At 58.5% G+C, this 24,901-nt stretch carries 23 protein-coding genes; 14 read left to right on the forward strand and 9 right to left on the reverse strand.

The genetic code is table 11. The annotated features are described in order from the left end of the window. Window positions 1-29: 29 nt before the first annotated feature. From paaI to paaN, 4 genes are read right to left on the reverse strand one after another with little or no spacing between them, the layout of a single operon-like run. Window positions 30-491 (reverse strand): hydroxyphenylacetyl-CoA thioesterase PaaI, encoded by a 462-nt coding sequence (gene paaI / locus WA928_RS04910; RefSeq protein WP_424300327.1) that lies wholly within the window; start codon window positions 489-491, stop codon window positions 30-32. Beyond that, window positions 481-2,007, reverse strand: a complete 1,527-nt coding sequence (locus tag WA928_RS04915) for a 3-hydroxyacyl-CoA dehydrogenase (protein ID WP_424300330.1) — start codon at window positions 2,005-2,007, stop codon at window positions 481-483. The genes paaI and WA928_RS04915 overlap by 11 nt, the downstream gene beginning before the upstream one ends. 3 nt (window positions 2,008-2,010) lie before the next feature. Beyond that, window positions 2,011-2,805 carry a 2-(1,2-epoxy-1,2-dihydrophenyl)acetyl-CoA isomerase PaaG gene (gene paaG, locus WA928_RS04920; RefSeq protein ID WP_424300333.1) on the reverse strand — a complete coding sequence of 265 codons (795 nt, stop codon included), beginning with the start codon at window positions 2,803-2,805 and terminating at the stop codon, window positions 2,011-2,013. A gap of 20 nt (window positions 2,806-2,825) precedes the next feature. Continuing rightward, window positions 2,826-4,493, reverse strand: coding sequence for a phenylacetic acid degradation protein PaaN (gene paaN / locus WA928_RS04925; RefSeq protein WP_424300336.1), 1,668 nt, complete (start codon window positions 4,491-4,493; stop codon window positions 2,826-2,828). 364 nt (window positions 4,494-4,857) lie between these two features. On the opposite strand from paaN, the gene WA928_RS04930 reads away from it, so the two are divergent. From WA928_RS04930 to WA928_RS04950, 5 genes are all read left to right on the forward strand, one after another. Beyond that, on the forward strand, window positions 4,858-5,883 hold the full coding sequence (locus WA928_RS04930) for a hypothetical protein (protein WP_424300339.1): 1,026 nt from the start codon (window positions 4,858-4,860) through the stop codon (window positions 5,881-5,883). A gap of 96 nt (window positions 5,884-5,979) precedes the next feature. Continuing rightward, window positions 5,980-7,011, forward strand: coding sequence for a 2Fe-2S iron-sulfur cluster-binding protein (locus WA928_RS04935; RefSeq protein ID WP_424300342.1), 1,032 nt, complete (start codon window positions 5,980-5,982; stop codon window positions 7,009-7,011). Between the two features lie 88 nt (window positions 7,012-7,099). After that, window positions 7,100-8,005, forward strand: a complete 906-nt coding sequence (gene paaX / locus WA928_RS04940) for a phenylacetic acid degradation operon negative regulatory protein PaaX (RefSeq protein WP_424301134.1) — start codon at window positions 7,100-7,102, stop codon at window positions 8,003-8,005. A gap of 344 nt (window positions 8,006-8,349) precedes the next feature. Then, window positions 8,350-8,565 (forward strand): glycine zipper 2TM domain-containing protein, encoded by a 216-nt coding sequence (locus WA928_RS04945; protein ID WP_350382469.1) that lies wholly within the window; start codon window positions 8,350-8,352, stop codon window positions 8,563-8,565. A 61-nt stretch (window positions 8,566-8,626) separates the two neighbouring features. Beyond that, the gene (locus tag WA928_RS04950) at window positions 8,627-8,788 is read left to right on the forward strand and encodes a DUF1328 domain-containing protein (protein WP_350382471.1); all 162 of its coding nucleotides are present in this window, start codon (window positions 8,627-8,629) and stop codon (window positions 8,786-8,788) included. 82 nt (window positions 8,789-8,870) lie between these two features. Here the strand turns inward: WA928_RS04950 and WA928_RS04955 are convergent, their stop codons facing one another. After that, a complete protein-coding gene (locus WA928_RS04955; RefSeq protein WP_424300346.1) occupies window positions 8,871-9,497 on the reverse strand; it encodes a LysE family translocator in 627 nt (208 codons plus the stop codon). A gap of 180 nt (window positions 9,498-9,677) precedes the next feature. On the opposite strand from WA928_RS04955, the gene dapD reads away from it, so the two are divergent. The 9 genes from dapD (at window position 9,678) to WA928_RS05000 (ending at window position 19,117) form a co-directional block, all read left to right on the forward strand. After that, entirely contained in the window at window positions 9,678-10,505 is an 828-nt protein-coding gene (gene dapD / locus WA928_RS04960; protein ID WP_424301137.1) for a 2,3,4,5-tetrahydropyridine-2,6-dicarboxylate N-succinyltransferase, read from the forward strand. Between the two features lie 2 nt (window positions 10,506-10,507). Next, window positions 10,508-11,656, forward strand: coding sequence for a succinyl-diaminopimelate desuccinylase (gene dapE / locus WA928_RS04965; RefSeq protein ID WP_424300349.1), 1,149 nt, complete (start codon window positions 10,508-10,510; stop codon window positions 11,654-11,656). Between the two features lie 48 nt (window positions 11,657-11,704). Continuing rightward, the gene (prmB, locus tag WA928_RS04970; protein WP_424300352.1) at window positions 11,705-12,601 is read left to right on the forward strand and encodes a 50S ribosomal protein L3 N(5)-glutamine methyltransferase; all 897 of its coding nucleotides are present in this window, start codon (window positions 11,705-11,707) and stop codon (window positions 12,599-12,601) included. Next, window positions 12,598-14,523: an ABC-F family ATP-binding cassette domain-containing protein gene (locus WA928_RS04975; RefSeq protein ID WP_424300355.1), complete on the forward strand. Its 1,926-nt coding sequence runs from the start codon at window positions 12,598-12,600 to the stop codon at window positions 14,521-14,523. The genes prmB and WA928_RS04975 overlap by 4 nt, the downstream gene beginning before the upstream one ends. A gap of 98 nt (window positions 14,524-14,621) precedes the next feature. After that, window positions 14,622-15,164: a carboxymuconolactone decarboxylase family protein gene (locus tag WA928_RS04980; protein ID WP_350382503.1), complete on the forward strand. Its 543-nt coding sequence runs from the start codon at window positions 14,622-14,624 to the stop codon at window positions 15,162-15,164. Between the two features lie 18 nt (window positions 15,165-15,182). Then, window positions 15,183-16,289 (forward strand): acyl-CoA dehydrogenase family protein, encoded by a 1,107-nt coding sequence (locus tag WA928_RS04985; RefSeq protein ID WP_350382504.1) that lies wholly within the window; start codon window positions 15,183-15,185, stop codon window positions 16,287-16,289. A 1-nt stretch (window position 16,290) separates the two neighbouring features. Further along, window positions 16,291-17,118 carry an ABC transporter ATP-binding protein gene (locus tag WA928_RS04990; protein WP_350382506.1) on the forward strand — a complete coding sequence of 276 codons (828 nt, stop codon included), beginning with the start codon at window positions 16,291-16,293 and terminating at the stop codon, window positions 17,116-17,118. Then, the gene (locus WA928_RS04995; RefSeq protein WP_424300360.1) at window positions 17,115-18,341 is read left to right on the forward strand and encodes an ABC transporter substrate-binding protein; all 1,227 of its coding nucleotides are present in this window, start codon (window positions 17,115-17,117) and stop codon (window positions 18,339-18,341) included. The genes WA928_RS04990 and WA928_RS04995 overlap by 4 nt, the downstream gene beginning before the upstream one ends. Next, complete coding sequence (locus WA928_RS05000) at window positions 18,341-19,117, forward strand: ABC transporter permease (protein ID WP_424300363.1); 777 nt, start codon at window positions 18,341-18,343, stop codon at window positions 19,115-19,117. Before WA928_RS04995 ends, WA928_RS05000 begins: the two co-directional genes overlap by 1 nt. Window position 19,118: 1 nt before the next feature. Here WA928_RS05000 and WA928_RS05005 read toward each other — a convergent pair whose 3' ends face one another. The 4 genes from WA928_RS05005 to purN form a co-directional block, all read right to left on the reverse strand. Next, the gene (locus WA928_RS05005; RefSeq protein ID WP_424300366.1) at window positions 19,119-21,386 is read right to left on the reverse strand and encodes a UvrD-helicase domain-containing protein; all 2,268 of its coding nucleotides are present in this window, start codon (window positions 21,384-21,386) and stop codon (window positions 19,119-19,121) included. Beyond that, entirely contained in the window at window positions 21,383-22,594 is a 1,212-nt protein-coding gene (locus WA928_RS05010; protein WP_424300369.1) for a DesA family fatty acid desaturase, read from the reverse strand. The genes WA928_RS05005 and WA928_RS05010 overlap by 4 nt, the downstream gene beginning before the upstream one ends. Window positions 22,595-22,671: 77 nt before the next feature. Further along, on the reverse strand, window positions 22,672-24,081 hold the full coding sequence (locus WA928_RS05015; RefSeq protein WP_424301140.1) for an RsmB/NOP family class I SAM-dependent RNA methyltransferase: 1,410 nt from the start codon (window positions 24,079-24,081) through the stop codon (window positions 22,672-22,674). Window positions 24,082-24,187: 106 nt separating this feature from the next. Beyond that, window positions 24,188-24,856 carry a phosphoribosylglycinamide formyltransferase gene (gene purN / locus WA928_RS05020; protein WP_424300372.1) on the reverse strand — a complete coding sequence of 223 codons (669 nt, stop codon included), beginning with the start codon at window positions 24,854-24,856 and terminating at the stop codon, window positions 24,188-24,190. Window positions 24,857-24,901: the final 45 nt, after the last annotated feature.

Here is a 24,901-nt window from a genome sequence, read left to right on the forward strand (position 1 = left end):
TTTGTCTCCTATTTCATTTAAATTTGTTTTCAGCTGGCTTCAGCTACCAAAGATTCAGTGACCAGGCCCTGGATACGGTGTGATTTACCCCGAAACAGCGCCACATCACGCCCGGATGTCAGGTTATGCACGGTGATGTCATAGACTCCTGTGCGCCCTCCTTGGGTGCGCACCTGAGCATGCGCCTGCAGGCGATCCCCCTGATGTGACGGCGCCAGGAAGTCGATATTGGCCGCCGAGGCCACGGTGTTGTGGTTGCCGCTATTACAGGCATAGGCAAATGCTGTATCTGCCAGCGTAAACAGCATGCCGCCATGACACATGGCATGACCATTCAGCATATCGGGACGCACTGTCATGGACAGGCGTGCGCTACCTGGGGCGATGGAATCCAGACACATGTCCAGGGCATGGGCGGCATGGTCACGCGACCACATGGCCGTTGCTACGGTCTCGGCTAGGGTTTGAGGGTCTAGGGCATCATGCGACATGGATAGGGATTCCTGAATAAATGGAGGATTGCAAGGCTGCACAAGGCAGATAGCGATCGCCGTAAGCGACCTGTAAATGCGTCAGTACCATCCCTACGGTGGCCGCGCCAATACGGGCCCCCCATTCCAAAGGGCCTAACGGATAATTAACGCCCAGACACATCGCCCGATCTACATCTGCCGCTGTGCATACCCCCTGGCTGACCGTATCGGCTGCTTCGTTGACCAGCATGGCTACGGTGCGCATGACCACCATGCCAGGCACATCACGGATGGGCACGACATCCAAGCCTGCTGCCTGCAATAGCCCCGTGGCCGCGGAAACTGCTGCTGAGGGGCATCGGCGACCCGCGGCCAATGGTATACAGCTCGCCGTGTCAGGATCCAGCAACAAATCCAGCAACACAGTCGCGGGCTCGTTGAGGTCGTGGGCCCGTTGGGTAGCCGAACGGCCATCAGTCAGGTACACCACGGCCTGATCCGCCTGGGCGATACGCCCATCGCTATGCTCGGCAGACAGCTGTAAAACCACACCGGCGGCCTGTAGGCGTTGGCCCAAAGCCCGGGCTAATGGGCTACTTCCAAATAAAGTGATGTGTGTTGGACACGGCTGCGCCTTTGCCAAAGATGGTGCGAGGACAGCCGCACCTGCAGAGTAGTCAAAGAAGCCTCGTCCGGATTTACGCCCCAACCGCCCCCCATCCACCAGGGCTTGCTGCACCTGGGAAGGCTCAAAGCGGGGGGCATAATAAAACGCGGTCCAAACGCTGTGGCTAACCGCCGCATTGACATCCTGGCCAATCAAGTCGGTAAGTTCACAGGGGCCCATGCGAAACCCACCACATGCCCGTAGGACGTGATCCAGCGTAGCCGCATCCAGTGCCTGCTCTTGCAACAAACGCAGGCCTTCACCATAAAAGGGACGTGCCACCCGATTGACGATAAAACCGGGTGTAGAACGGGCCAGCACCGGGGACTTGCCCCAAGCCGCTGCCGTATCGAATAGACATTGCGCAGTGTCGTGGCTGGTATCCAGGCCAGACACGATTTCCACCAACGGCAAGCGTGGAGCAGGATTAAAAAAATGCATCCCGCCTAAACGCCCCGGGTGCTTCAGGGCAGCACCAATCGCTGTCACCGGAATGGACGATGTATTGGTTGCCAGCAAGCAAGTGGGTGACACAATATTTTCCAGGACGGAAAACAACCGCGCTTTGATATCCAGGCTTTCGACAATTGCCTCGATCAACAGCCCACAATCCGCCAGTGCCTCCAGATTTTGAGCAGGCCGTAATGCAGCAATCGCCCGAGCAGCCTGATTTGCATCGATTTTCTTCCTGGCAGCCAGCTTTTCCAGGGAAACAGCGATACCTGCGATGCTGCGATCAGCAACACCCTCACGGGTGTCGTACAGGGCGACCGGGTGACCTGCCATCGCCGCCACCTGGGCAATTCCGGCACCCATGGTGCCCGCCCCAATGACGCCAATCGCAATACCGGGATCCAGTGCAGCCATGGTTTACTCCCCTGTAAAGCATGGAGAACGCTTTTCAAGAAAGGCAGCGACCCCCTCGGCGTAGTCGTGCCGCCAGCCGAGTTCACGCATAAAGCCGGCCTCCATGGACAGTTGTTGCTCCAGCGTGTGCGATGCCGCCGCCTGCATGGCCTGACGGGTACGCACCAGCGCCTGGGTTGGGGCCTGGGCCAATAAACCAGCCAAACGGTTGATTTCATCCTGGAATGCGGCATCAGGCACGCAAGCCCAGATCAAACCCCACTCCGCTGCCTGCTGAGCGGGCAGCTTTTGTGCAAGCAGTGCAAGCCCCATGGCTCGTGCCATGCCGATGCGTTGAGGCAACAGCCATGTCCCTCCAGTATCTGGAATCAGGCCGACTTTGCTGAAAGCCTGCAGAAAATAGGCAGATTCACTTGCCACCACCAAATCACAGGCCAGGGCGAGAGACGCCCCGGCACCCGCGGCAATACCATTGACTGCCGCTAGCGTCGGTACCCTCAGGTTCTGCAGGGACAGGATCAGCGGTTTATAGAATTTTTCGACGGTGGCGCCCAGGTCGGGCGCCTGGCCCACCGCGATCTGCATGCCACGGTCGCCCAAGTCTTGGCCAGCACAAAACCCACGCCCGGCTCCCGTGATCACCAAGGCCCGCGCGTCAATACTGCTCTGCACCTGGGTCAACGCATCGCGGAGCTCGAGGTGCATGTCCTCGGTGAAGCTATTGAGCTTATTTGGTCGCGCCAGCATGATGCGTGCGACCCCATTCTGTATCGAGAACTGTATGTGTTGATAAGTCATGTCGAATAGAAATGCAGTAGTTAGGGATGACGGCGGCGCTGAACCACACGGAAGCGATTTGCCACGAAAGCCGAGTCTGCATATGAAGCGTTGGCTGCCGGATTACCTCCTGTGCCGTGAAAATCCGAATATGCGGCGGATTGGTTAACAAACACCCCCTCAGTCAAATTAATTGACAAGGCGACTTTGGCCCGCCAGGACACCTGAATGGCAGAATCAATCACAGTTTCACTTTGGCTATAGATACCCAAAGTCAAGGCGCCATGCTGGCGGGTAAGGGATTCAATCAGGGTCAGAGCAGCAGAAGTGTCGGCCACTTTGACCAGAAAACTGATCGGGCCAAATTGTTCTCGGGCATAGTGCTGTGCATCGACTGCATCACACGCGACCAAAACAGGCGTACGCACCCGGGCTTGAGGAAATTCTTCGTATTGCAGGGTACGTGGCGCCAGCACCACATGACCCATTTCCCCCTGAGCAGCCTGTTCGATACGCGCCAAAGTAGCGTCAGACTGAATCGCACCCAGTACCGCCTGGGCGACTTCAGCTTTAGATAGAAATTTAGTGACGGCATCGGCCAGATCCCGGCAAACCCTGTCATAAGACTTGGGGCCATCGTTGGTATTTATGCCCCCGGCTGGAATAACCAGCACTTGAGAGGTTGTGCACATCTGGCCCGAATACAAAGACAGCGTAAATGCCAGATTACGCAGCATGCCGGTGTAATCATCGGTGGAATCAATCACGATGCTGTTGACCCCAGCGAGTTCGGCATACACCTGGGCCTGGCGACAGTGGTCGATCAGCCACTGACCAAAGGCATTACTGCCGGTGTAATCGATGGAGTGCACGTCGGGGTGCTGATACAAGGCTTGTGCAGTTTGACGATCTGGCGGCAGACACAGGCTGACCAGATTCGGATCCATACCGTTCTCAGCCAACACCGCCCGGATGGTACGCACGGTAATGGCGGCGGGCAGCACGACATTGCCGTGTGGTTTCATGATGACCGGATTGCCTGTAGCCAAGGTGGCAAACAGGCCAGGGTAGGTATTCCAGGTGGGGAAAGTGGCACATCCAATAACTACCCCAACACCTCGGCCCACTACTTCGTAGTTTTTTTGCATGACCAGGGCAGGATGCTTGCCTTGAGGTTTCTCCCACGAGGACTGTGCCGGAATGAAGGACATCTCGCGCCAGGCATAAGCCACGGCTTCCAGCCCTCGATCCTGGGCATGTGGCCCCCCTGCCTGAAAGGCCATCATCCACCCCTGCCCACTGGTCATCATGACAGCATGGGCAATTTCGAAGCTTTGGCGGTTCAGCCGCTGCAAAATCTCGAGACAGATCCCGACGCGGCCTCCGGCCCCCAGTGCTTGCCAAGCTGGCATGGCGGCCTGTGCAGCCTCCACCAAAGCAGCAGGATCGGACACTGGATAGCGGACCCCCAAGGGGCACCCATACGGTGAAGCTTCCTGGTCGTGCCAGCTCACCTGCCCAGGCTGATTGAGCTCGAACGGTCTACCCAGATGGGCCTCGAAAGCGGCCCGGCCCTCTGCCGGTGCGGTTTCGCCATACGCCCGGGGGCTGGGGGATTCGGAAAAGGCTGACCAATAGTCACGCGTGGCAATGGCGTCCAGGGCACGATCCAATAATGCACGATGCTGATCCAGCAAGGGGTGAGACATGAGTCCTCCGGTGCCGGTCAATTCCCGGCTTATTGACATCAAAATACTAAATAAACTTGTTTTGCACGAATAATGTATCACTTTTTGGTGGGAATTTTTCAAGTGCCTTCTATTTATCTGATCTGCTAATGAATGCATCAGCATAACTAATATCCAGTGTTTACTTGAACTTATGAGTTATCTGGAAGAAAAATCAGTCAATGTTCTTTATGGTTAAGGAAAACCCTAATCATTAAATGATACAAATAATTTGACAAACATGATTATTAAGTAACATGATGTCGATATGCACGGCACTCGCCGGGCGTACATGATTCGAATCAGCCTGAACCACGCTACCTCACCCCATTCAAGGAGAGTATTTATGTCCAGCAAGGAACGTTTCGCGGACAAGATGGAGTTCCCGCCCGAAATTGAACAACCCAACGTCTACCCACTATCCTGGGTACGCAAGACCACCAAGCTGCAAGAAATCTGGGAAGCCTCACTGCGCGAATACTGGAAGCCAGAAGAACTGCCCTGGGACACTTTCGACGTCGAAAGCTACACCTGGGAAGAACGCGAAGCCATTGCCTACTGGTGGACGTTGCTGTCAGTCTTCGATGCTTCTGCCCCCCCGGTTTTTGCCGCAGCCCTCATCAAAACCTACGAAGACCACGAAGAAGACCCCGTTCGCAAGTGCTTTTTCTCCGTCACAAGCGACGAACAGAACCACGAGATCATGTGTGGCCTGTCAATCACCAAACTTCTGGATCACTCCGATCCGCTCACCTACGAGCCCAAAACCGATCTGGGCCGCCGGCTGCAAAAAAATGCCAAATGGCTGTACTTCAACGGTGCACGCTACTGGAACGGCTTCAAGACCGCCGCCCCAAAATACGATTTGGCGGTGTTGTTCAGTTCGTTCCTAATGGGCGAAATCGCGGCAGCAACCATCTTCAAACAAATGCACGAAAACACCCGTGAACCCGTTTTCAAGGAAGCCTTTAAAAACGTGGGCCGTGATGAAGGCCGCCATATGGCGATCTGTATGGCTGTGATGGAACGCGACTATCCAGGCTTATCCGAAGAAAACCGCGCTATCGTTACCAAGCAGATTCGCGCTGGCTACCTATTCTTGTCTGCCGTACTGTTCGAACCGCCCGCAGATTTTTGGGATCTACCGCCTGACTTCATCGAAAACCAGCGAGCAGGAGAAGAAGTAGCCCGCAACGCAGGCTTTGGCATTCCCACCTACGACGCCAAACGCGAGAACTGGCGCAACGCCATCATCAACCTGAAGGGCGTGCTGGATCACTACAACATCCCCTTCCCTGCAATTCCCGAAGTCGGCATCTCCGGCGAAGAAATTTCGGACATTGCAATGGATGACATCATCCCGGTGTTCTAAGCCGCTGATCTCTATTCCATACCCAGGCCCGGTCGCAGTGCGTCGCACTCGGCCGGGTTCGCACTTCAAGTTTTACTTATCTCTACGGAAGCACTTATGGCACGCATCGTCATCCAACCCTCCGGCAAGGTCGTCGACTGGAAAGAAAGTGACACCGCCCTCATGGCCCTCGAACGCGCAGGCTACGCCCTGCCCAATAACTGCCGGGCAGGCACCTGCAGCGAATGCAAGGTGAAAGTCTTGGAAGGCCAGTACGATCAAGGCATGGTTATGGATATGGCCCTCACTGCTGAAGAGCGCCGCCAGGGCTATGGCTTGATGTGCATGTGCAAACAGATTTCCGAGGAAATGATCATAGAATGGGGCACTGCTGATGCCCGCCCCAAACTATTCCCTCCCCGGGAAAACGCCCTGTACGTGCTGGTCGATCGTCGAGAGGTCGCCAGCCGAACCCTGGAAATCCATTTGCGTCCAGTCGGCAAGGCCATCCGCTACTGGCCCGGCCAATACGTCACGCTGGGCGACGACCGGAATGGCATTCCCAACCGGGCCTATTCCATTGCCAACGCGCCACGCTCCGATGGCGAAATCATCTTGCAAGTGGCGCGAGCCGAAGGCGGCATCACCAGTACTTGGGTGCACGACACGTTAAGAATAGGCGATAGTGTCAAGCTCAATGGCGCCTATGGCACATTTATTGGCGACCCATCCGCCGAAACCCCGGTGTTATGCCTGGCTGCCGGTACCGGCTTAGCCCCGATCATGGATCTCGCCGAGGCGGCACTGGCACGCGGATACCGTAAGCGGGTAGACTTGATATTTTCAGCGCGCACGGAATCCGACGTATATGGTCAAGGCCTGATGTCTTGGTGGCGCACCAAGCATCGTAATTTTGACTATAAAATCACACTGACTCGCGAGAAAAAAGAGGGTTTTTTGCACGGTCGCATCAATACGTTGCTCGCTGGCTTATATCCCGATCTCTCCAGCCACAGCATTTTCATTGCTGGTAGCCCAGAATTCGTCGACGACTGTCTGGCTGCGGTTCACGCCCTGGGTGCCCAGAACGAACTCATCCACAAGGAAGGTTTCTTCCCCATCCAGAATACGGCCATACAGGGCCGCTAACCTAAAACCAAAGGGCATTGACGCCCTGCTTAATCCGTTGATACCCACCATCCAGCACCGCATCGATACCTTTCACCAACAGCAGCGCGTGCGCGCAGGCTCATTGATCATGTCGTTTTTTGGTGATGCGGTACTGCCCCGTGGGGGACGCATCTGGCTGGGCAGCCTGATCCAATTACTGCAGCCCTTGGGGCTAAATGAGAGGCTGATCCGCACGTCGGTATATCGCCTAAGCAAAGAACAATGGTTGCACGCAGATAGCCATGGCCGCCGGGCAGACTACGTATTGACCGATTCTGGTCGCCGGCGCTTCGAAGAAGCTTCGCGACATATTTATTCGTCCCATGCACCCATCTGGGATCGTCGCTGGCGCCTGATACTGCTTGTGGGCGAACTTGATACCCGTCAGCGCGAACACCTGCATCAGGCCCTAAAATGGCAGGGATTTGGCTCATTGGGCAACGAATGCTTTGTGCACCCATCTACCCAATTAGAGGCTGCCTGCGATACGTTGGTAGCCGACGGGTTGGGCGATTTAGTGGGCCACTTATTACCACTGCTAGCAGCAGACGCCCATATTGCTCTGACGGCATCGGATGCCGATTTGGTTTCCCACGCCTGGAACCTGGATCGCCTGGCTGAATCCTACACCGCCTTTGTGTCGGACTATCTACCGATTCTGGCCGAACTGCGGCGCGACCGCCATACCCTCCTGGAGCCAGAAGAATCCTTTTTGCTACGCATTCTGCTGATTCACGACTACCGCCGCCTGCTGCTACGTGACCCCGAACTCCCCGAGGTCTTATTGCCCACCGATTGGCCAGGGCAAACTGCCCGAATGGTCTGCCGGGAACTTTACCGTCGTTTGGCCGAGCCATCCGAGCGCCACCTGGATATTCATATGCGCCTGGCCGATGGCAGCATTCCTCAAAAACTAAACGATGGCACTCCCAGGTTCCCTTCAGACGACCCCCTGATGGCAATTTCGTTATAGGTATGTAGGGTCTTCTACCTGCGCCATTTTTACTTCGCCCAGCAATGAGCTCATTTATTCTGGCCGTTGGGTTACGGCACTAAAGGGGCAACCCACCTAACCCATGCCATCCGATTTGTATCAAGACGTAGGCATCCGGGCCTATTCGTCTTCTCCACACGCAGTACGGCTTGACCTGCCTTTCTGTGCAAAACAACGAGCCGCCAATTGTTACAACTTCCCAAGTTTGCAATGAAACGGGGTATTAATAACCATGATGCCCGTGTTACCGTAATTGCAAGCCAACGAGATTCAAGCGTAAATCAATTTACCCGAATCAAAATCCATCAATACGGAGGTTCAGCATGAAAACATGGACACGAATTTCGAGTCATATTGCGATTGCTGGTTTGCTGCTTAGCCTGGGCGCTTGCAGCGGGATGTCCGAACAGGGAAAAAACACCGCCATTGGTGCGGGGGTCGGGGCTGCCGGTGGCGCCATCCTGACCGGTGGCAGCACCATCGGCACGCTGGGCGGAGCTGCCATTGGCGGCGTAATCGGGCACGAAGCCACTAAATAAACAGCACGCTTAAAAAGCCATCATCTGAATCAAAATTTGTCTTAATTTTTGGGGAAGAGATATGCTGCATTACGCACTGGTTTTTTTAATTATTGCTCTGATAGCAGGCTTTTTGGGATTTTTTGGGATTGCCGGAATGGCAGCCAGTATCGCAAAAGTATTGTTTCTGATTTTTATCGTGCTATTTGTCGTCTCCCTGATTTTCGGCCGCGGCCGAACGTAGATTTATAGCTGACGTACTGCCTGCGAAAGCGGCACTTGACGCCCCATGCATCTGCTGGGGCGTTTTTTTATGCACGATGAGTTTAATCAAGCATCAGCCAAAGACCGATTCCGGCGATCAGGGTGCCGGCTGCGCGATTGAGCAGCTTGACATTGGCTCGGCTGGATAACAGCTTGCGCGCTACCGAGCCACCCATGGCATACAGAATCAGGCTGCAGAGCTCGATACTGAGAATAATGCCCAGTAATAGCGTCAGTTGTGGCGCTATGGGCTGATTAAAATCAAGGAAAGGAGGCAGCAGTGCGATAAAAAAGGCCCAGCCTTTTGGATTGGCCACTGCAGTAATAAAACCCTGCATCACCAGTTGCAGCCGCCGCGGTGCTTGCTGCTGCTGGCCGCAAGTGACATCTGGAATAGCCAGGCTGCCTTTGGAGCGCCACATTTCGATGCCCAGCCAGATCAGGTAAGCCCCCCCACCCCACTTGAACGCAGTGAACAGCGGTGGATATTGCAGCAGAACAGTGGCTGCTCCCAATACAGACCCCAGGGCGACGATCCCGACGCCCACCAGTTCTCCGAGCCACATCCAGCTGGTGCGCCGGACGCCAACCGTCATGCCCAGGCTGAGCGACAGCACCATGCACATGCCAGGTGTAAGGGAAACGAGCAGAAACGTCAGAAAAAACAGAGTAAATGTAGCGGTTGTCATGGTGATCACGGCAAAGGGCCCCCGGCAGCGCTTTCCCAAGGGCAAGACAGGCGACTACATTACGCTTTTGGCAGACACCCGGCAAGCTGAACGAAAATTGAACAAATCCCACACAGGTTTGCCCGCACCCTGATAAAATTTTTGCCCACAATCGACGGCGATCGCCTGATCGTACCCACAATGCCACACGCCGAACTTCAGCATCTAATCGAATCCGCCTGGGAGGATCGCACCTCCCTCAACCCATCCAGTGCCGCCAGTACCTTACGCGAAGCCGTCGACCACATCCTGGCCGGGCTGGACAACGGTTCTTTACGGGTAGCCGAGAAAACGGCCGATGGCCACTGGCAGGTGCACCAGTGGCTGAAAATGGCGGTTCTGCTGTCTTTTCGGCTGACCGAAAACCGGATCATGGGGACACCACCGCAGCAACACTACGACAAGGTCCCCCTCAAGTTCCAGGATTACTCCCCGGCCGACTTCCAGCAAGGCGGCTTTCGGGTAGTACCAGGCGCCATTGTGCGCCGGGGGGCTTATGTCGCCTCTGATGTGGTGCTCATGCCTTCTTACGTCAACATCGGTGCCCGGGTGGGCGCAGGCTCGATGATCGATACCTGGGCCACCGTAGGATCCTGCGCACAGATCGGTGCCCATGTGCACCTGTCCGGCGGCGTGGGGATTGGCGGGGTGCTTGAGCCCCTGCAGGCAGGCCCCACCATCATTGAAGACAATTGCTTTATCGGCGCGCGATCCGAAATTGTGGAAGGTGTGATCATTGAAGAAAATTCCGTGCTGGCTATGGGTGTTTTTATCTCGCAAAGCACCAAAATTTACGATCGCACCACAGGGGACATTTATTATGGCCGTGTGCCCGCTGGCTCGGTGGTGGTGCCGGGCTCTTTACCCGCAGCAGACGGCAGCCATAGCCTTGCCTGCGCGGTCATCGTCAAGCGGGTAGACGCACGCACACGTGCCAAAACCAGCATCAACGACCTTCTGAGGACATAAGCGTGGCCGACCAGGACGTGCTGGATCTGGCGCGCGAGCTGATCGCCAGACCATCGGTGACCCCCGATGACGCAGGCTGCCAGCATCTGATTGCCTCGCGGCTGCAGCCACTGGGTTTTCACTGCGAATCCCTGCCCGGTGGTGCAGTCAGCAATCTGTGGGCTCGACGCGGCACAGAAGGCCCTGTGATGGTATTTGCCGGGCATACCGATGTTGTCCCTCCTGGGCCCCTGGACACCTGGGCACAAGACCCGTTTACGGCTACTGAAACCGATGGCTGGTTGGTGGGCCGCGGCGCCGCCGACATGAAAAGCTCTTTGGCGGCCTTTGTGGTGGCCCTGGAAGAGTTTGTGGCTGCACACCCTTCGCACAGCGGCTCGGTCGCATGTCTGCTCACCTCAGACGAAGAAGGCCCTGCCACCCAAGGTACGGTACAGGTGGTACGTACACTGCAGGCCCTTGGCGAAACACTGGACTACTGCATTGTCGGTGAGCCCACCAGCAGCCAGGCACTGGGAGACACCATCAAGAACGGCCGGCGAGGGTCTTTATCCGCACGTATCCAGGTACATGGGATTCAGGGCCATGTGGCCTATCCCCATCTGGCACGCAACCCCGTACACCAGCTGGCGCCAGCCCTGACCGAGCTCTGCAACACAGTCTGGGATACCGGCAACGAGTATTTCCCGGCAACCTCGTTCCAGGTGTCAAACCTGCATGCAGGTACCGGCGCAAGCAACGTCATCCCGGGGGTCGCCATACTGGATTGCAACTTCCGCTTCTCCACAGCCAGTACACCAGACACCCTCAAAAGCCGCACAATCGCCATCTTGCAGCAGCATCAGCTGGATTTCAGCATCGAATGGACACTGAATGGCGAGCCATTTCTTACCCCCCAAGGGCCACTCTGCGCTGCGCTACAATCGGCCATCGCGGCAGAAACCGGCACACAAGCACAGCTGTCGACCACCGGGGGAACCTCCGATGGCCGCTTCATTGCCGCCATCTGCCCACAAGTGATCGAATTTGGCCCGCTTAACGCCACGATTCATCAGGCCGGCGAGCGCATTCCGCTAAACCAGCTGGCCCCTCTTAAAAACATTTATCGCAGAGTGCTCGAAACCCTGCTGCCCGACCCGCCTGCCACCTGACAACTGCAGCCAGGCGGACGCCCTGCTCACTGAACGGAATTCGCCCTGATGGCTGCTCCACATACTGAACTGATTACCCTGCGTGACATGCTGCGCTGGGCTGTAACCCGCTTTCGCGGTGCCAACCTGGTGTTTGGCCACGGAAGCGACAACGCCTGGGACGAAGCTGCCTATCTGTTGTTGCATACCTTGCACTTGCCACTGGACACGCTCGAACCTTTTCTGGATGCCCGACTGCTGGAGCGCGAACGCTTGCGCTGCGTCGACCTGATCCACGAACGTGTCACCAGCCGCAAACCTGCCGCCTACCTGACGGGCGAAGCCTGGTTGCAAGGCCAGCGCTTTTTGGTGGACGAGCGTGTGATTGTGCCGCGATCACCCATTGCCGAGTTGCTGACAGAGCAATTGCAGCCCTGGATCGCAGACCCCAGCGACGTCACCCGGGTGCTGGATCTATGCACGGGCTCAGGGTGCCTGGCAATTTTGGCTGCGATGGCGTTTGATGGGGCAACGGTGGATGCCGTGGATCTGTCGGCAGACGCACTGGCGGTGGCCCAAGCCAATATTGCCCTGCATGCGATGCAAGGCCGCGTCCAGGCACTGCGCAGCGACCTCTTCGCGCAGATCCCGGCTGATCGCCGCTATCAGCTTATTGTCTGCAACCCGCCGTATGTCAACAGCCAGTCGATGACAGCACTGCCCCCCGAATACCGGCACGAGCCCGCGCTGGCATTGGCCGGCGGCGCCGACGGGATGGATCTGGTGCGACGCATCCTGACACAAGCACCCAACTTTCTGGATGAAGACGGAGTACTGGTACTCGAGATCGGCCACGAGTACACACATTTTGAAGCGGCCTTTCCGCATCTCGACCCTGTCTGGTTAAGCACTGAAACCGCCAGTGATCAGATCCTGTTGTTGCGTCGCGCGCAGTTGCTCACATGATTCGTGCCAATGGTTTGACCCTCAGGCGCGGTATCAAGGTACTGCTGGACGAGGCTGATTTTGTGGTCCACCCCGGCGAGCGGGTTGGTTTTGTGGGCCACAACGGGGCGGGAAAATCCTCGTTATTTGCCCTGCTGCAAGGGCAGATCGACGCGGACGCCGGCTCGGTCATGATCCCTGATGCCTGGCGTATTGCCAGTGTCGAACAGATCCTGCACGACACCCATCGGGCCGCGCGAGAATTCGTCATTGACGGCGATCGCCACCTGCGGGATATCCAGGCCCGGCGCGCCGCTCTGCGCCCCGACGAAGGGCAAGCCATCGCCGAACTCGAGACGGCACTGATCGAAGCCGATGCCTGGAGTGCACCGTCACGTGCCGAGCAGCTGCTGGCGGGCCTAGGATTTGCTCCCCAGCAATGGAATCAGCCTGTGGCCAGTTTCTCGGGTGGCTGGCAGATGCGCATCGCCCTGGCGCGTGCGCTGATGGCCCCCTCCGATCTGTTGTTGCTGGATGAGCCCACCAACCACCTTGATCTGGATGCCATGCTCTGGCTGGAGCGCTGGCTGACCAGCTACCCGGGCACGGTCTTGCTGATCTCGCACGACACCGAGTTTCTGGATGCCGTCGCACGCACCATCCTGCATTTTGAAAACGGTAAACTGGTCCGCTACAAGGGCGGCTACGAGGATTTTGTCGAGCAACGCGCAGAACGGCTGCGCCAGAATCAGCTGGCACGTCAGAAACAGGCCCGCGAGACGGCACATCTGCAATCATTCATTGATCGCTTCAAGGCCAAGGCCACCAAGGCAAAACAGGCCCAAAGCCGTGTCAAAGCCCTGGCCCGCATGCAAGTACTGGCACCCCTGGCGGTAGAATCCGGCATCGACATCCGCTTGCCAGAGCCCGCACACACCCCAGACGTACTGCTACGGCTGGAAGACGCCACCCTGGGCTATGCCGGCACCGGCGATCAGCCACCAAAAACCATCCTGCAAGACATCAATGTGTTGGTGCGTGGTGGCAGCCGGATTGGTATCCTGGGTGTCAATGGGGCCGGCAAAAGCACGCTGGTCAAGACACTGGCGCAAGAGCTGGCCCCTGTGGCAGGCAATTACCAGCCGGCCAAGGGGCTGGAGATTGGCTACTTTGCCCAGCAACAGCTTGATGTACTGGATCCGGAGTCCAGCCCCCTGCAGCATTTTGCCCGGATCGCACCCAATGTCCGCGAGCAGGAATTGCGCAATATGCTGGGCCGCTTCGGGTTTGGCGGCGATATGGTCAACCAGCCAGTGGCACCATTTTCCGGTGGAGAAAAAGCACGCCTTGCCCTGGCCCTGATCGTGTGGCGCAAGCCCAATTTGCTCTTGCTGGACGAACCCAGCAACCACCTGGATGTGGACACACGAGAAGCCCTGGCCCGAGCCCTGGCCGAGTTTCCCGGCAGCGTGCTGCTGGTATCACACGACCGGCACCTGCTGCGTACCACCGTGGATACTTTCTGGATTGTGGCGGATGGTCGTATCGAACCATTTGATGGCGACCTCGAAGACTATCGCGACTGGCTGCAACAGCGCCAAAGTCAACTGAATCAAGCCAGCCGCACGCAAACCACACCAGAGAAAGACCGCAAGGCGCAGCGTCGGGAACAAGCCCAGGCTCGGCAACAGCTGGCGGCACAGCGCAAGCCGCTAGAGACGCGGCTGAAAAAAATTGAAGATCAGATGGCGCGCACGCAAAAGCGGTTGGCCGAGCTGGATGTCCTGATCGCAAGCCCCGACTTCTATACCGACGCACATAAAGACACCCGCCCTGGCGTTCTGGCTGAGCACGGTGAGCTCAGCAAGGCCTTGCAAACACACGAAAACGACTGGCTGGAAGTACAGACTACCCTGGAGACCCTGCAAACAGATCCCATTTGATATTTCAAATCTGAATAATGTAATGCAGTAATAGTTGTTCGCTATCGAAGGCTGGCTCCCTAGAATAAAAAGGTCATTACTTTTTCAGTTCGCCTGCCATGAGCCGCCTTCCTATTCAGTCCGTCGAATCCGCCCACCCCGAGGCGCAGGAGCGCCTGCGCACCGCCGCCAAAGCCAGTGGGTTTTTGCCCAATTTGTTGGGCGTCCTGGCCAACGCCCCCACGGCGCTGGAAACCTACCAGGTGGTCGGCGCCATCAACGGGCGCAACAGCCTGAGCCCCACCGAACGCGAGATCGTTCAGATCACTGCGGCCACCTATAACGGCTGCGGTTTTTGCGTGGCCGGCCACACCAAGATTGCCTCCCAGAAGCTGAAGTTGCCTGCCGACTTGGTGGATGCGCTGCGCCGCACCCAAGCCCTGACAGATGCCAAGCTGAACGCCCTGGCAGTGTTCACATTACAGGTACTTGAGCACAAAGGTCAGGTGGGCGATCAGGCCCTGGCTGATCTGCGCGCCGCGGGTTACACCGATGCTCAGGCACTGGACGTCGTACTTGGCGTCAGTTTGGCCACCCTTTGCAATTACGCCAACAACCTGGCCGGCACCCCAATCAACCCGGAACTTCAGGCCTACGCCTGATTCAGTTCACGCACGATCATGTCTGTCTCCAATTTTTCTGCACTGCCCACCCAGGCGATCGATACCCTGATCCAGTCAACGCTGGCACCTCATGTCCAGGCTATCGACCAGGATGGGTTGTTTCCGCGCGAGTTCATGCACGCACTGGGCAATCTGGGCGGGTTTGCAGCAGCATTACCATCCACATCTGGTGGTTTAGGCCTTGATCTGGCCAGCCAGATCGATCTGATCTCCCAGGTTGCCCGCACTTGCGGCTCCACCGCCTTTCTGGTCTGGTGCCAGGCCACCTGCGCATGGTATTTGCAGCACAGCGACAACGCAGCCGTTCAGGCGCGCTATCTGCGGCCTGTCGCCCAAGGGCAGGTGCTGGCCGGCACCGGCATGTCCAATGCGGTCAAGCATCTAGCCGGCATCGAGCGCATCAACCTACGCGCCCAAAATGATGGTAACGGCTATCGCATCAACGGCGCCCTGCCCTGGGTTTCCAACCTGGGCCCCAATCATCTGTTGATGGCCGCTGCAGCCCTGGAAGACGGCGGCTATCTGATGTTCGTGGTTTCCACCGACACTGCCGGCCTGAGCCTGCGGCCCTGCCCGACGTTCTCCGGGATGGAAGGCAGCGGCACTTACGGCATCCGGCTCAAGGATGTTCATATTTCCGTTGAGGATGTCCTGGCGCACCCCTGGCAGTTCGAGGCTTATGTCGAGCGCTTCAAGCGCGGCTTTTTGCTGATGCAAACCGGCATGGGCGCAGGGCTTGTGCAGGCCAGCCTGGAGACCATCCACGCCAGCAACCAGCGGCTGAGCCATGTCAATTGCTTCTTGGACGACCAGGAACCTTCATTGGGCCAGGAACTCCTGGCACTGCAATCCGATATCGCACACCTGGCGGCACAGGGTACCGAAGCCCCCTTGCTCAACGTATTACGAGCACGGGCCCGGGGTTCTGAACTGAGCTTGAAAGCCACGCAATCAGCCGCACTGCACGCAGGTGCGGCAGGTTACCTCATCAGCAGCCCGGTACAGCGCCGCTTGCGAGAAGCCTTGTTTGTCGCGATTGTGACGCCTGCGCTGAAACACTTGCGCAAGGAAATCAATGCGCTGGAAGCGCTGCAGGCGGCCTGAAATGGTTGAAGCGCTGGCCACCGCTGCCCCATCTGCTGCCTTGGCACCCCCGCCATGTGTGCTGGATGCTCGGGAAATCTCTCTGGCTTACCACCAGCAGCACGGGCCCGATACCCCGGTGCTGGAAAATTTTTCCCTTAGCCTGCATGCCGGCGAAATCGTCGCCCTCCTGGGCCCCAGCGGCGCAGGCAAGTCGTCGCTGCTCCGGGTACTGGCCGGATTGCAATCCGCCCAGGCAGGCGATGTGCGGGTGCAGGGGCGGCCGCTGCACGGCCCTTCACCCGCTTTGGGCATGGTCTTTCAGGATCCCTGCCTCTTGCCCTGGCTGACGCTGGAAGAAAACGTGGCCTTCGGGCTGGATTTCAAACACCAGCCCACGCTAGATGCAGCCACACGCCATCAACGGGTGCACACAGCCATCTCCGAAGTTGGCCTGCAGGCTGCCCGCACACGCTACCCAGACGAGCTCTCAGGCGGCATGGCACAACGGACGTCGCTGGCGCGTACCTTGGCCCGTGCACCCAACATCTTGCTGCTGGACGAGCCATTTAGTGCCCTGGACGAAGTGACCCGGCACGAAATGCAGTCTCTGCTGCTGAGCATCACCCGTCGTCGCAGAGCCGCCGCTGTGATGGTGACCCACGATATCGACGAAGCCCTGCTGTTGGCCGACCGCATCTTGCTGATTGGCGGCCAGCCTGGCCGACTGATGGGCCAATGGCAGCTGACACAGGATCATCCACGAGATGAAACAGACGCAGCGCTCATGGCCCTGCGAGTCGACATTTTGCACACTTTGCGCGCTGCGCGCTCCTCTGGACACTCATGAACCGATACAAACTGATGGATCTCTGCTGCGGCACCGAAAACCAGCCCCAGGCACGCCGACGGCAATTTCTGAAGCTGTCGGCGATGTTTACAGCAGCCGGTGCCCTGCCTTTGCTGCAGGCCAGCCGCTTAGCGCGTGCAGCAGAACCGGATGCGCCGGTGCGCATTGGTTATCTGCCCATCACCGATGCCACCCCCTTGCTGGTGGCACATCACAACCAGTATTTCCAACAACAGGGCCTCACAGTCGAGCCCCCACGCCGCTTTCGCAGTTGGTCGCAAATTGTCGAGGCGTTCCTGGCCGGACAAGTCAATGTTGTGCACCTGCTGATGCCCATGACGATCTGGTCGCGCTATGGCAGCCAGGCCCCGGCCAAGGTGGTGGCCTGGAACCACACCGAGGGCTCCTGCCTGACCGTATTGCCCAGCATCCAATCACTGGCGGATCTGGGCGGCACCACTGTGGCGATCCCGTTTTGGTACTCCGTACACAACATCGTGCTGCAAGCGATATTGCGTGAAGCGGGCCTCGAATTCATCAGTGAAGGCGACCCCTCTCCCCGCCAGGTAAAGCTGGTGGTGATGTCGCCAGGCGACATGCTGCCCGCTCTGGGTAGCAAGCGCATCTCCGGCTACATCGTGGCCGAACCCTTCAACGCCAAGGCTGAAGAGCTGGGCGTGGGCAAGGTATGGCGGTTTACAGGCGATGTCTGGCGCAACCACGCCTGCTGCGTGGTAACCATGCACGAAGCAGATCTGCAGCAACGGCCAGAATGGTCGCAAAAAGTCGTCAATGGCATTGTGCAAGCACAGGCCTGGGTAAGAAACCACCGCGAGGAAACCGTGCAGATCCTTGCCCGGGGCAACCCGGCTGCGTATACGCCACACGAGCCCTCGACTCTGGCCCGGGTGCTGCTGCCGTCCGCCGAGCGCGACGCCGCCTACCTGGCCAGCGGTGCAATCCGTCATGCAGACTGGCACGAGCAACGCATCGACTTTCGCCCCTACCCCTACCCCAGCTATACCGAGAAACTGGTCTCCCTGCTGAAAGACACGTTTGTACTGGGCGAGAATGCATTTCTGAAGCAGCTCGATCCTGCGCATGTCGCTAAGGATCTTGTCGACGAACGCTTTGTGCGCCACGCCATCGAAGCCCAAGGTGGTTTGTCTGCCTTTGGCATTGAGGGTGGCTATACCCGCAGCGAAACTTTTGAGGTGTCCTGATGAAACGCGGCACAACAAACCTGTCGGCACGCCAGCGGCTGGCGTTTAGCGCCGGTGGCTTGCTTGTGCTGGGGCTGCTTTGGGCAGCGGGTATTGGCATTTTGGGGCAAGACCTCGCCATGGCGCGCCTGTTTTCACCAGGCCAGGCGCTCCCAAGCCTGGTCCATCTGGTGCTGGACAACCAACTGACGGTACATGCTCTGGTCAGCCTGAAACGGGTGGCCGTTGGCCTGTTTTGGGCGCTGTTCGTGGGTATCCCCCTGGGTCTGGCCATTGGTTTATCCCGCCGACTGGAATCCAGCACCACCGGCGCATTTCAGTTTCTGCGCATGGTCTCGCCTTTATCGTGGATGCCGATTGCAGTGATGCTGTTTGGCGTTGGAGATGCCCCAATCTATTTTCTGCTCAGTTTTGCAGCAGTCTGGCCGATTATCCTGAACACATCGGCAGGCGTGCGCCAACTGGACACCCGCTGGCTGATGCTGGCCCGCAGCCTGAGCGCCACTCGCGGAGAGATCCTGCGCAAGATCATCTTGCCAGGCGCCATGGGACACATCCTCACAGGTTTGCGCCTGGCCATTGGCATCGTCTGGATCATCCTGGTGCCTTGCGAGATGCTGGGCGTGAGTTCTGGCTTGGGCTACTTTATTTTGGACACGCGCGACCGGCTGGCGTATTCAGAGCTGATGGCCGTGATTGTCCTGATCGGCGCACTGGGCTTTGCCTTGGACGCCACGGCCCAGCGCCTGCACCGACACTGGACACGCAGCCGCTAAGCTAGGACAGGATCTCCAGCTTGGCCACGCCCAAGGCCAGGGTCTTGGTACCCACATCGGTAAACTCAATCCGTGCCTGGGCCTCGGTACCACTGCCGCTTAGGGCCACAATTGTGCCTTCGCCAAATCGGCCATGGCGCACACTGCCCCCGATCCTGAAGCATTGCTCACCCACCATTACGTCAGCAGTGCGCGTGCGTGGTGTGCGCGGTGCAAAGTGGCTGCCTGCATCGCCCTGCCAACCACCCGCGCCACGACGAAACGCACCTCGCCACGCCGGGGACTGCTCGGGCATGGCGGCCCGTTGCCGGGGGGTAATCCACTTCAGGTGCTCGTCCGGGATCTCATCCAGGAAACGCGACCGAAGGCCGTAGCGAGTCTGGCCATGCAAAAGACGGCTTTGCGCCAGTGTCAGGGTCAGGCGCTCGCGGGCCCGGGTGATGGCCACATACATCAGGCGCCGCTCTTCTTCCAGGCCGCCTGCATCCAGCAGGCTGTTTTCGTGGGGAAACAGGCCTTCTTCAAGGCCGGTGACAAACACCACATCAAACTCCAGGCCCTTGGCTGCGTGCACAGTCATGAGCTGGACAGCGTCCTCGCCTGCCTGTGCCTGATTATCACCAGCCTCGAGAGAGGCATGGCTCAAGAACGCGCCCAAGGGGGACATCACCGCAGTTTGTTCCGGCACCGCATCAGCAAGCACACCTTCGGAGATTCGGCCGGCTATCAGGCCTGCATACCCTTCTTCGGCTACAAATGCAGCGGCGGCATTGACCAGCTCCTGCAGGTTTTCCAGACGCTCCTGACCTTCACGATCAGCCCGATAGTGGGCTTCAAGGCCGCTGTGATGCACCACATGACCGATAAGCTCGGGCAGATCAAGCGACTGCGCCGCCTCGGCCATCTCACGGATGAGAGTAGCAAACCGCGCAAGGCTGCTGCCGCCTTTGCCAGGCACATAGGCCACGGCACCTGCCAGGCTGGTGCCGTACTGGGCAGCTGCATCCGCCTGTTGCTCGATGGTGCGTGCGCCAATGCCACGCGTGGGAAAATTGACCACCCGCATCCACGACGTATCATCGTGCGGGTTATCGATCAGGCGCAGGTACGCCAGCACATGCTTGATTTCCTGGCGCTCAAAAAATCGCTGACCGCCATACACCCGATAGGGCACGCGGGCCGAAAACAATGCGTGCTCGATGGGGCGCGACTGTGCATTGCTGCGGTACAAAATCGCAATATTATGGGCATCCCGCCCTTCACGGATCAGCGCCCGGATATCATCGACCAGCCACTGGGCTTCTAGTTGGTCGGAGGCTTGCTCGACAACACGCAAAGGCTCGCCCTCGCCTGCGTCCGTCCAGAGGTTTTTACCCAGGCGCTGGGCATTGTGGGCAATGAGCGCATTGGCTGCATCCAGAATATGCCCTTGAGAGCGATAATTTTGCTCTAGCCGGATCACGTTTTCTTTGGCGTACCGCTGCTGGAAATCAGCCATATTGCCCACATTGGCGCCCCGAAACGCGTAGATCGACTGATCATCGTCACCCACCGCAAAGACGGGGGTGTGGGCCCCGGCCAACAACATCAGCCAGCGGTATTGCAACACGTTGGTATCCTGAAACTCATCCACCAAAATGTGCTGAAAGCGGCGCTGATAGTGTTCCCGGATGGGTGCATCACGCTGCAAAAGCTCGTAGGCACGCAGCAGCAGTTCGCCAAAATCCACCACACCTTCGCGGTCGCATTGATCCTGGTATTGCTGGTAAAGCTCTGCCAGACGGCGCGCATGGCTGTCACTGACATCCAGATCCTTGGGGCGCATGCCGTCTTCTTTGGCGCTGTTGATCATGCGCTGCACATCGCGGGCGGGAAAACGCTCGACATCCACCCCGTGCGTTTTCAGCATACGCTTGATGGCAGAGAGCTGGTCGGCACTGTCCAGGATCTGAAAGGTTTGCGGCAACCCCGCATCGCGATAATGGGCACGCAACAGGCGATTGCACAGGCCATGAAACGTACCAACCCACATGCCACGCGTATTGATGGGTAAAAGCGCAGACAGGCGTGAAAGCATTTCACGTGCTGCCTTGTTGGTAAACGTGACCGCCAACAGGCCAAAGGGGCTTACTTGCTGCGCCTGGATCAGCCAGGCCATACGAGTGGTCAACACCCGGGTTTTGCCGCTACCGGCACCTGCCAGCACCAGTGCATGTTGGGGGGGCAGCGTCACCGCTGCACGTTGTTGCGGGTTGAGACCTTCAATCATGCGGCATAAGAGCGTAGTCGGTACGCAAATTGTTCAAGCCCTTCGATGCCGCTGGCCTGCGCCCGCTGGCACCAGGCCCGTAAATCAGCCAGGAGTTGGTCGCTGCTGACGGTGGAGGATTCCCAGATGGCAGTGAGCTCGTGGCGCATCTGCAGCAAGGTGGACAAGGTGGGCGCAATGGTGAGCGCACGGGCAACCTCGGCCTGTTGCAGCGGTGCCAGGGCTTGTGGGTCGCGCAGCAGCCACTGACGACAGCGGCGCAACAAGGTGCGCTCGGCCTTGCAGCGGCGCAGCTTGAGCACCTTGATTTCGTGCGCCACCGCAGACTTGATCATCCGTGAATACCGCGCCAGGACATCATAGCGGTGGGCAATGATCTCTTGCAGCTGCTCTTGGTCCATGGCCTCGATGGCCACCGGGCCATTTGCCTGCCAGCGCAGGCGCGGTGCCACACGACGCACCTTGGCCAGCCCAAAAAACTGCAGGATGCGGATATATCCCCAACCCAGATCGAACTCGTACCAGCGTGAAGAAAACTTGGCAGAGGTGCCGTAGGCATGATGGTTGTTGTGCAGCTCTTCTCCACCAATCAGGACACCCCAGGGCACGACATTGGTGCTTTGGTCGGGACATGCAAAATTGCGGTAGCCCCAGGCATGGCCCAGGCCGTTAACCACTCCGGCCGCCCAAAACGGGATCCAGGCCATCTGTACGGCCCAGATGGTTAGCCCCACCACGCCAAACAGTGCCAGGTCGATCAACAGCATCAGCATGATCCCCAGCAGGTTGTGCCGCGAGTACAGGCGGCGTTCGATCCAGTCGTCCGGAACGCCGTGCCCATAACGCTTGAGGGTGTCGGCATTGCCTGCTTCATCGCGATAGAGCTCGGCACCACGGAAAAAGACCTGTCCCAGACCAAATACCACCGGAGAATGAGGGTCGCCCTCGCGCTCACATTTGGCGTGATGCTTGCGATGAATGGCCACCCATTCGCGCGTCACCATCCCGGTGGTGAACCACAACCAGAAGCGAAAAAAATGCGCCACAACGGGATGCAGATCAAGCCCGCGATGGGCCTGACTACGGTGCAGGAACAGGGTAACCGCCGCAATAGTGATGTGCGTCAGCACCAGCGTCACCGCCAGCAGGGCCCAGGGGCCCCACTGCAAAATGCCACCGTGCAGAAACGTCAGCCAGGAAAATGTCATGGGAAATCGGAACCAGGCCCCGAGAATTTAGGAGAGGCCCTTTAGTGTAGTCCAGGTGGCAAGTAGCCAACAGTCAGTCAACTGCTGTGCGTCTCTGGCCCCTCTTGGTTGGCAGACTCATCAATGAATGCCGGAGAAGCCGTTTCCGCCGGCGCTTCTGGCTGAGCCGCATCTGCCTGGGCAGCCGCAGTGGCCGGATCGGCAGGCTTATCCGCACTGGCGAGATTTGTCTCATCAGCCACCTTTTCTTTAGTGGCCGACGGCGCGCTACGCCGCTGCATCACAGCGGCAAAAAAGCCATCCGTGCCATGAACATCAGGACGCAACCGCAGCCAGGGGCCTTCTAGAGGCACGCGAATATCGCGATCAGACAGCACTTTGCCCGCATCCAGCAAAGTGAAATCAGGGTTTTCGGCCAAAAACGCTTCTACCTGCTGCTCGTTTTCTTCGGGCAAGAGGCTGCAGCTGGCATACACCAGCCGCCCCCCCGGACGCACGCACGAAGCTGCATCCCGCAAAATAGCCGCCTGGGTGGCACACAGTTCTACAAGAGACTCCGGGTGCTGACGCCATTTGAGATCGGGGTTGCGCCGCAAGGTGCCCAGACCGCTGCAGGGTGCATCCACCAATACCCGATGGGCTTTGCCGCGCAGGCGCTTGACCCGTTGATCATGGCGCTCGGCGATCACCACCGGCACAATATTGGATAAACCGCTACGGGCAAAGCGCGGCTTGGCTCGTGCCAGGCGGGCGGTAGAGACATCAAATGCGTACAGCCGCCCGGTAGATCTCATCAGCGCACCCAGCAACAGGGTTTTGCCCCCTGCTCCCGCGCAATAGTCGATGATCATCTCGCCGCGCCGGGGTGCCACCAAGGCGGCCAGCAACTGGCTGCCTTCGTCCTGAACCTCGATTTCACCGCGTTCAAAGGATCTCCACCGATTGATGGGCGGCCGCCCCTGGATGCGCATGCCCCAGGGTGAGTACGGGGTTGGCTGAGCATCCCAGCGTGCCTCCGGCCCTTGTGCCCACGCGGCCAACACGGTGTCGCGATCTGTTTTTAACGGGTTGATGCGCAAATCGAGTGGCGCCTGGCGGTTGAGGGCCAGCAAGAGGGATTCGGGCTCCGGCAACGTTTGCAATCGTTCCATCAGCCAATCCGGCACGCTGTAGCGCACCGCTAGCGGCAACGTGGTGACATCGAATTTCTGGACATAATCCAGCCAGCCTCGTTCGGGTTCTTCGAGACCCGTATCCAGAGTGCTGCGTGGCCACACCGAGGCCAGGCCCAGGACGGCCAGGCGGCGGGTGGCCGCACCCTGCCCGCTTTCGGCAAACTGGCGGTAGCGACGCAGATGCCGCAAGACATCAAACACGGCTTCGGCAATCTCGCCACGGTCGCGCTGACCCACCTGGCTATGTGCACGAAACCAGTGCGACAGCACTGCATCAGCGGGATAGCGCCATTGCAGCACCTCTCCGAGCACCTGACGTACTTGCTCGATGCGAGCGGCTGCCATCACGTAAGGCCGTGACGGCGCGTCGGCTTTTGGCGACCGGCGCCGTGAATCATGGGTTGCCATGCGAATCCTGTTAATTGAAGAGATTGGGCCCTGCCCAGGCCCGATGCGGCTGATCCCGCACCTGAACCCGACCATCGGCCAGCAATGTGACACGGTCTTGTGCCAACCACCGCAGCACCTGGGTGTAGAGGGCATGCTCGACAGGCAAAAGGCGTGTGGCCAGTGTGTCGGGCGTGTCATCATGGTGCACCGGAATCACCCCTTGGGCAATGATGGGCCCGTGATCGAGCACCGGCGTGACATAGTGAACCGTACAGCCATGCCACTGCACGCCCTGAGCCAGCGCCTGCTGATGCGTGTGCAGCCCCGGGAAAACCGGCAATAGCGAAGGATGAATATTGATGATCTGGCCTTCAAAGTGACGCACCAGGCTGGTACCCAGCACACGCATGAACCCAGCCAGCAAAATGTAATCGGGTGCCAGCGCATCCAGTTGCGCCTGTAAGGCAGTGTCGAAAGCATCCCGGGTGGGAAACGCATGGTGTGACAATGCATACGCGGGCAAGCCCTGCGCCTGCGCCCACGCCAGTCCGGCCGCTTCCGGGCGATTGGAGATCACACCACAAATCTGAACCGGCAAGTGCTCGGCTTGCACGCACTCAGCCAGGGCCTGCATGTTTGACCCCCTGCCCGAGATCAGGATCACCACGCGTAGCGGCTTTTCGGGGGTATGCTTCATGCGTCCACACTCCGACATAAAATTGACTGCTTTGTTTGCGCGCCA

Origin of the sequence: Castellaniella sp. (assembly GCF_049651205.1) — a bacterium.
GTDB lineage: Bacteria > Pseudomonadota > Gammaproteobacteria > Burkholderiales > Burkholderiaceae_B > Castellaniella.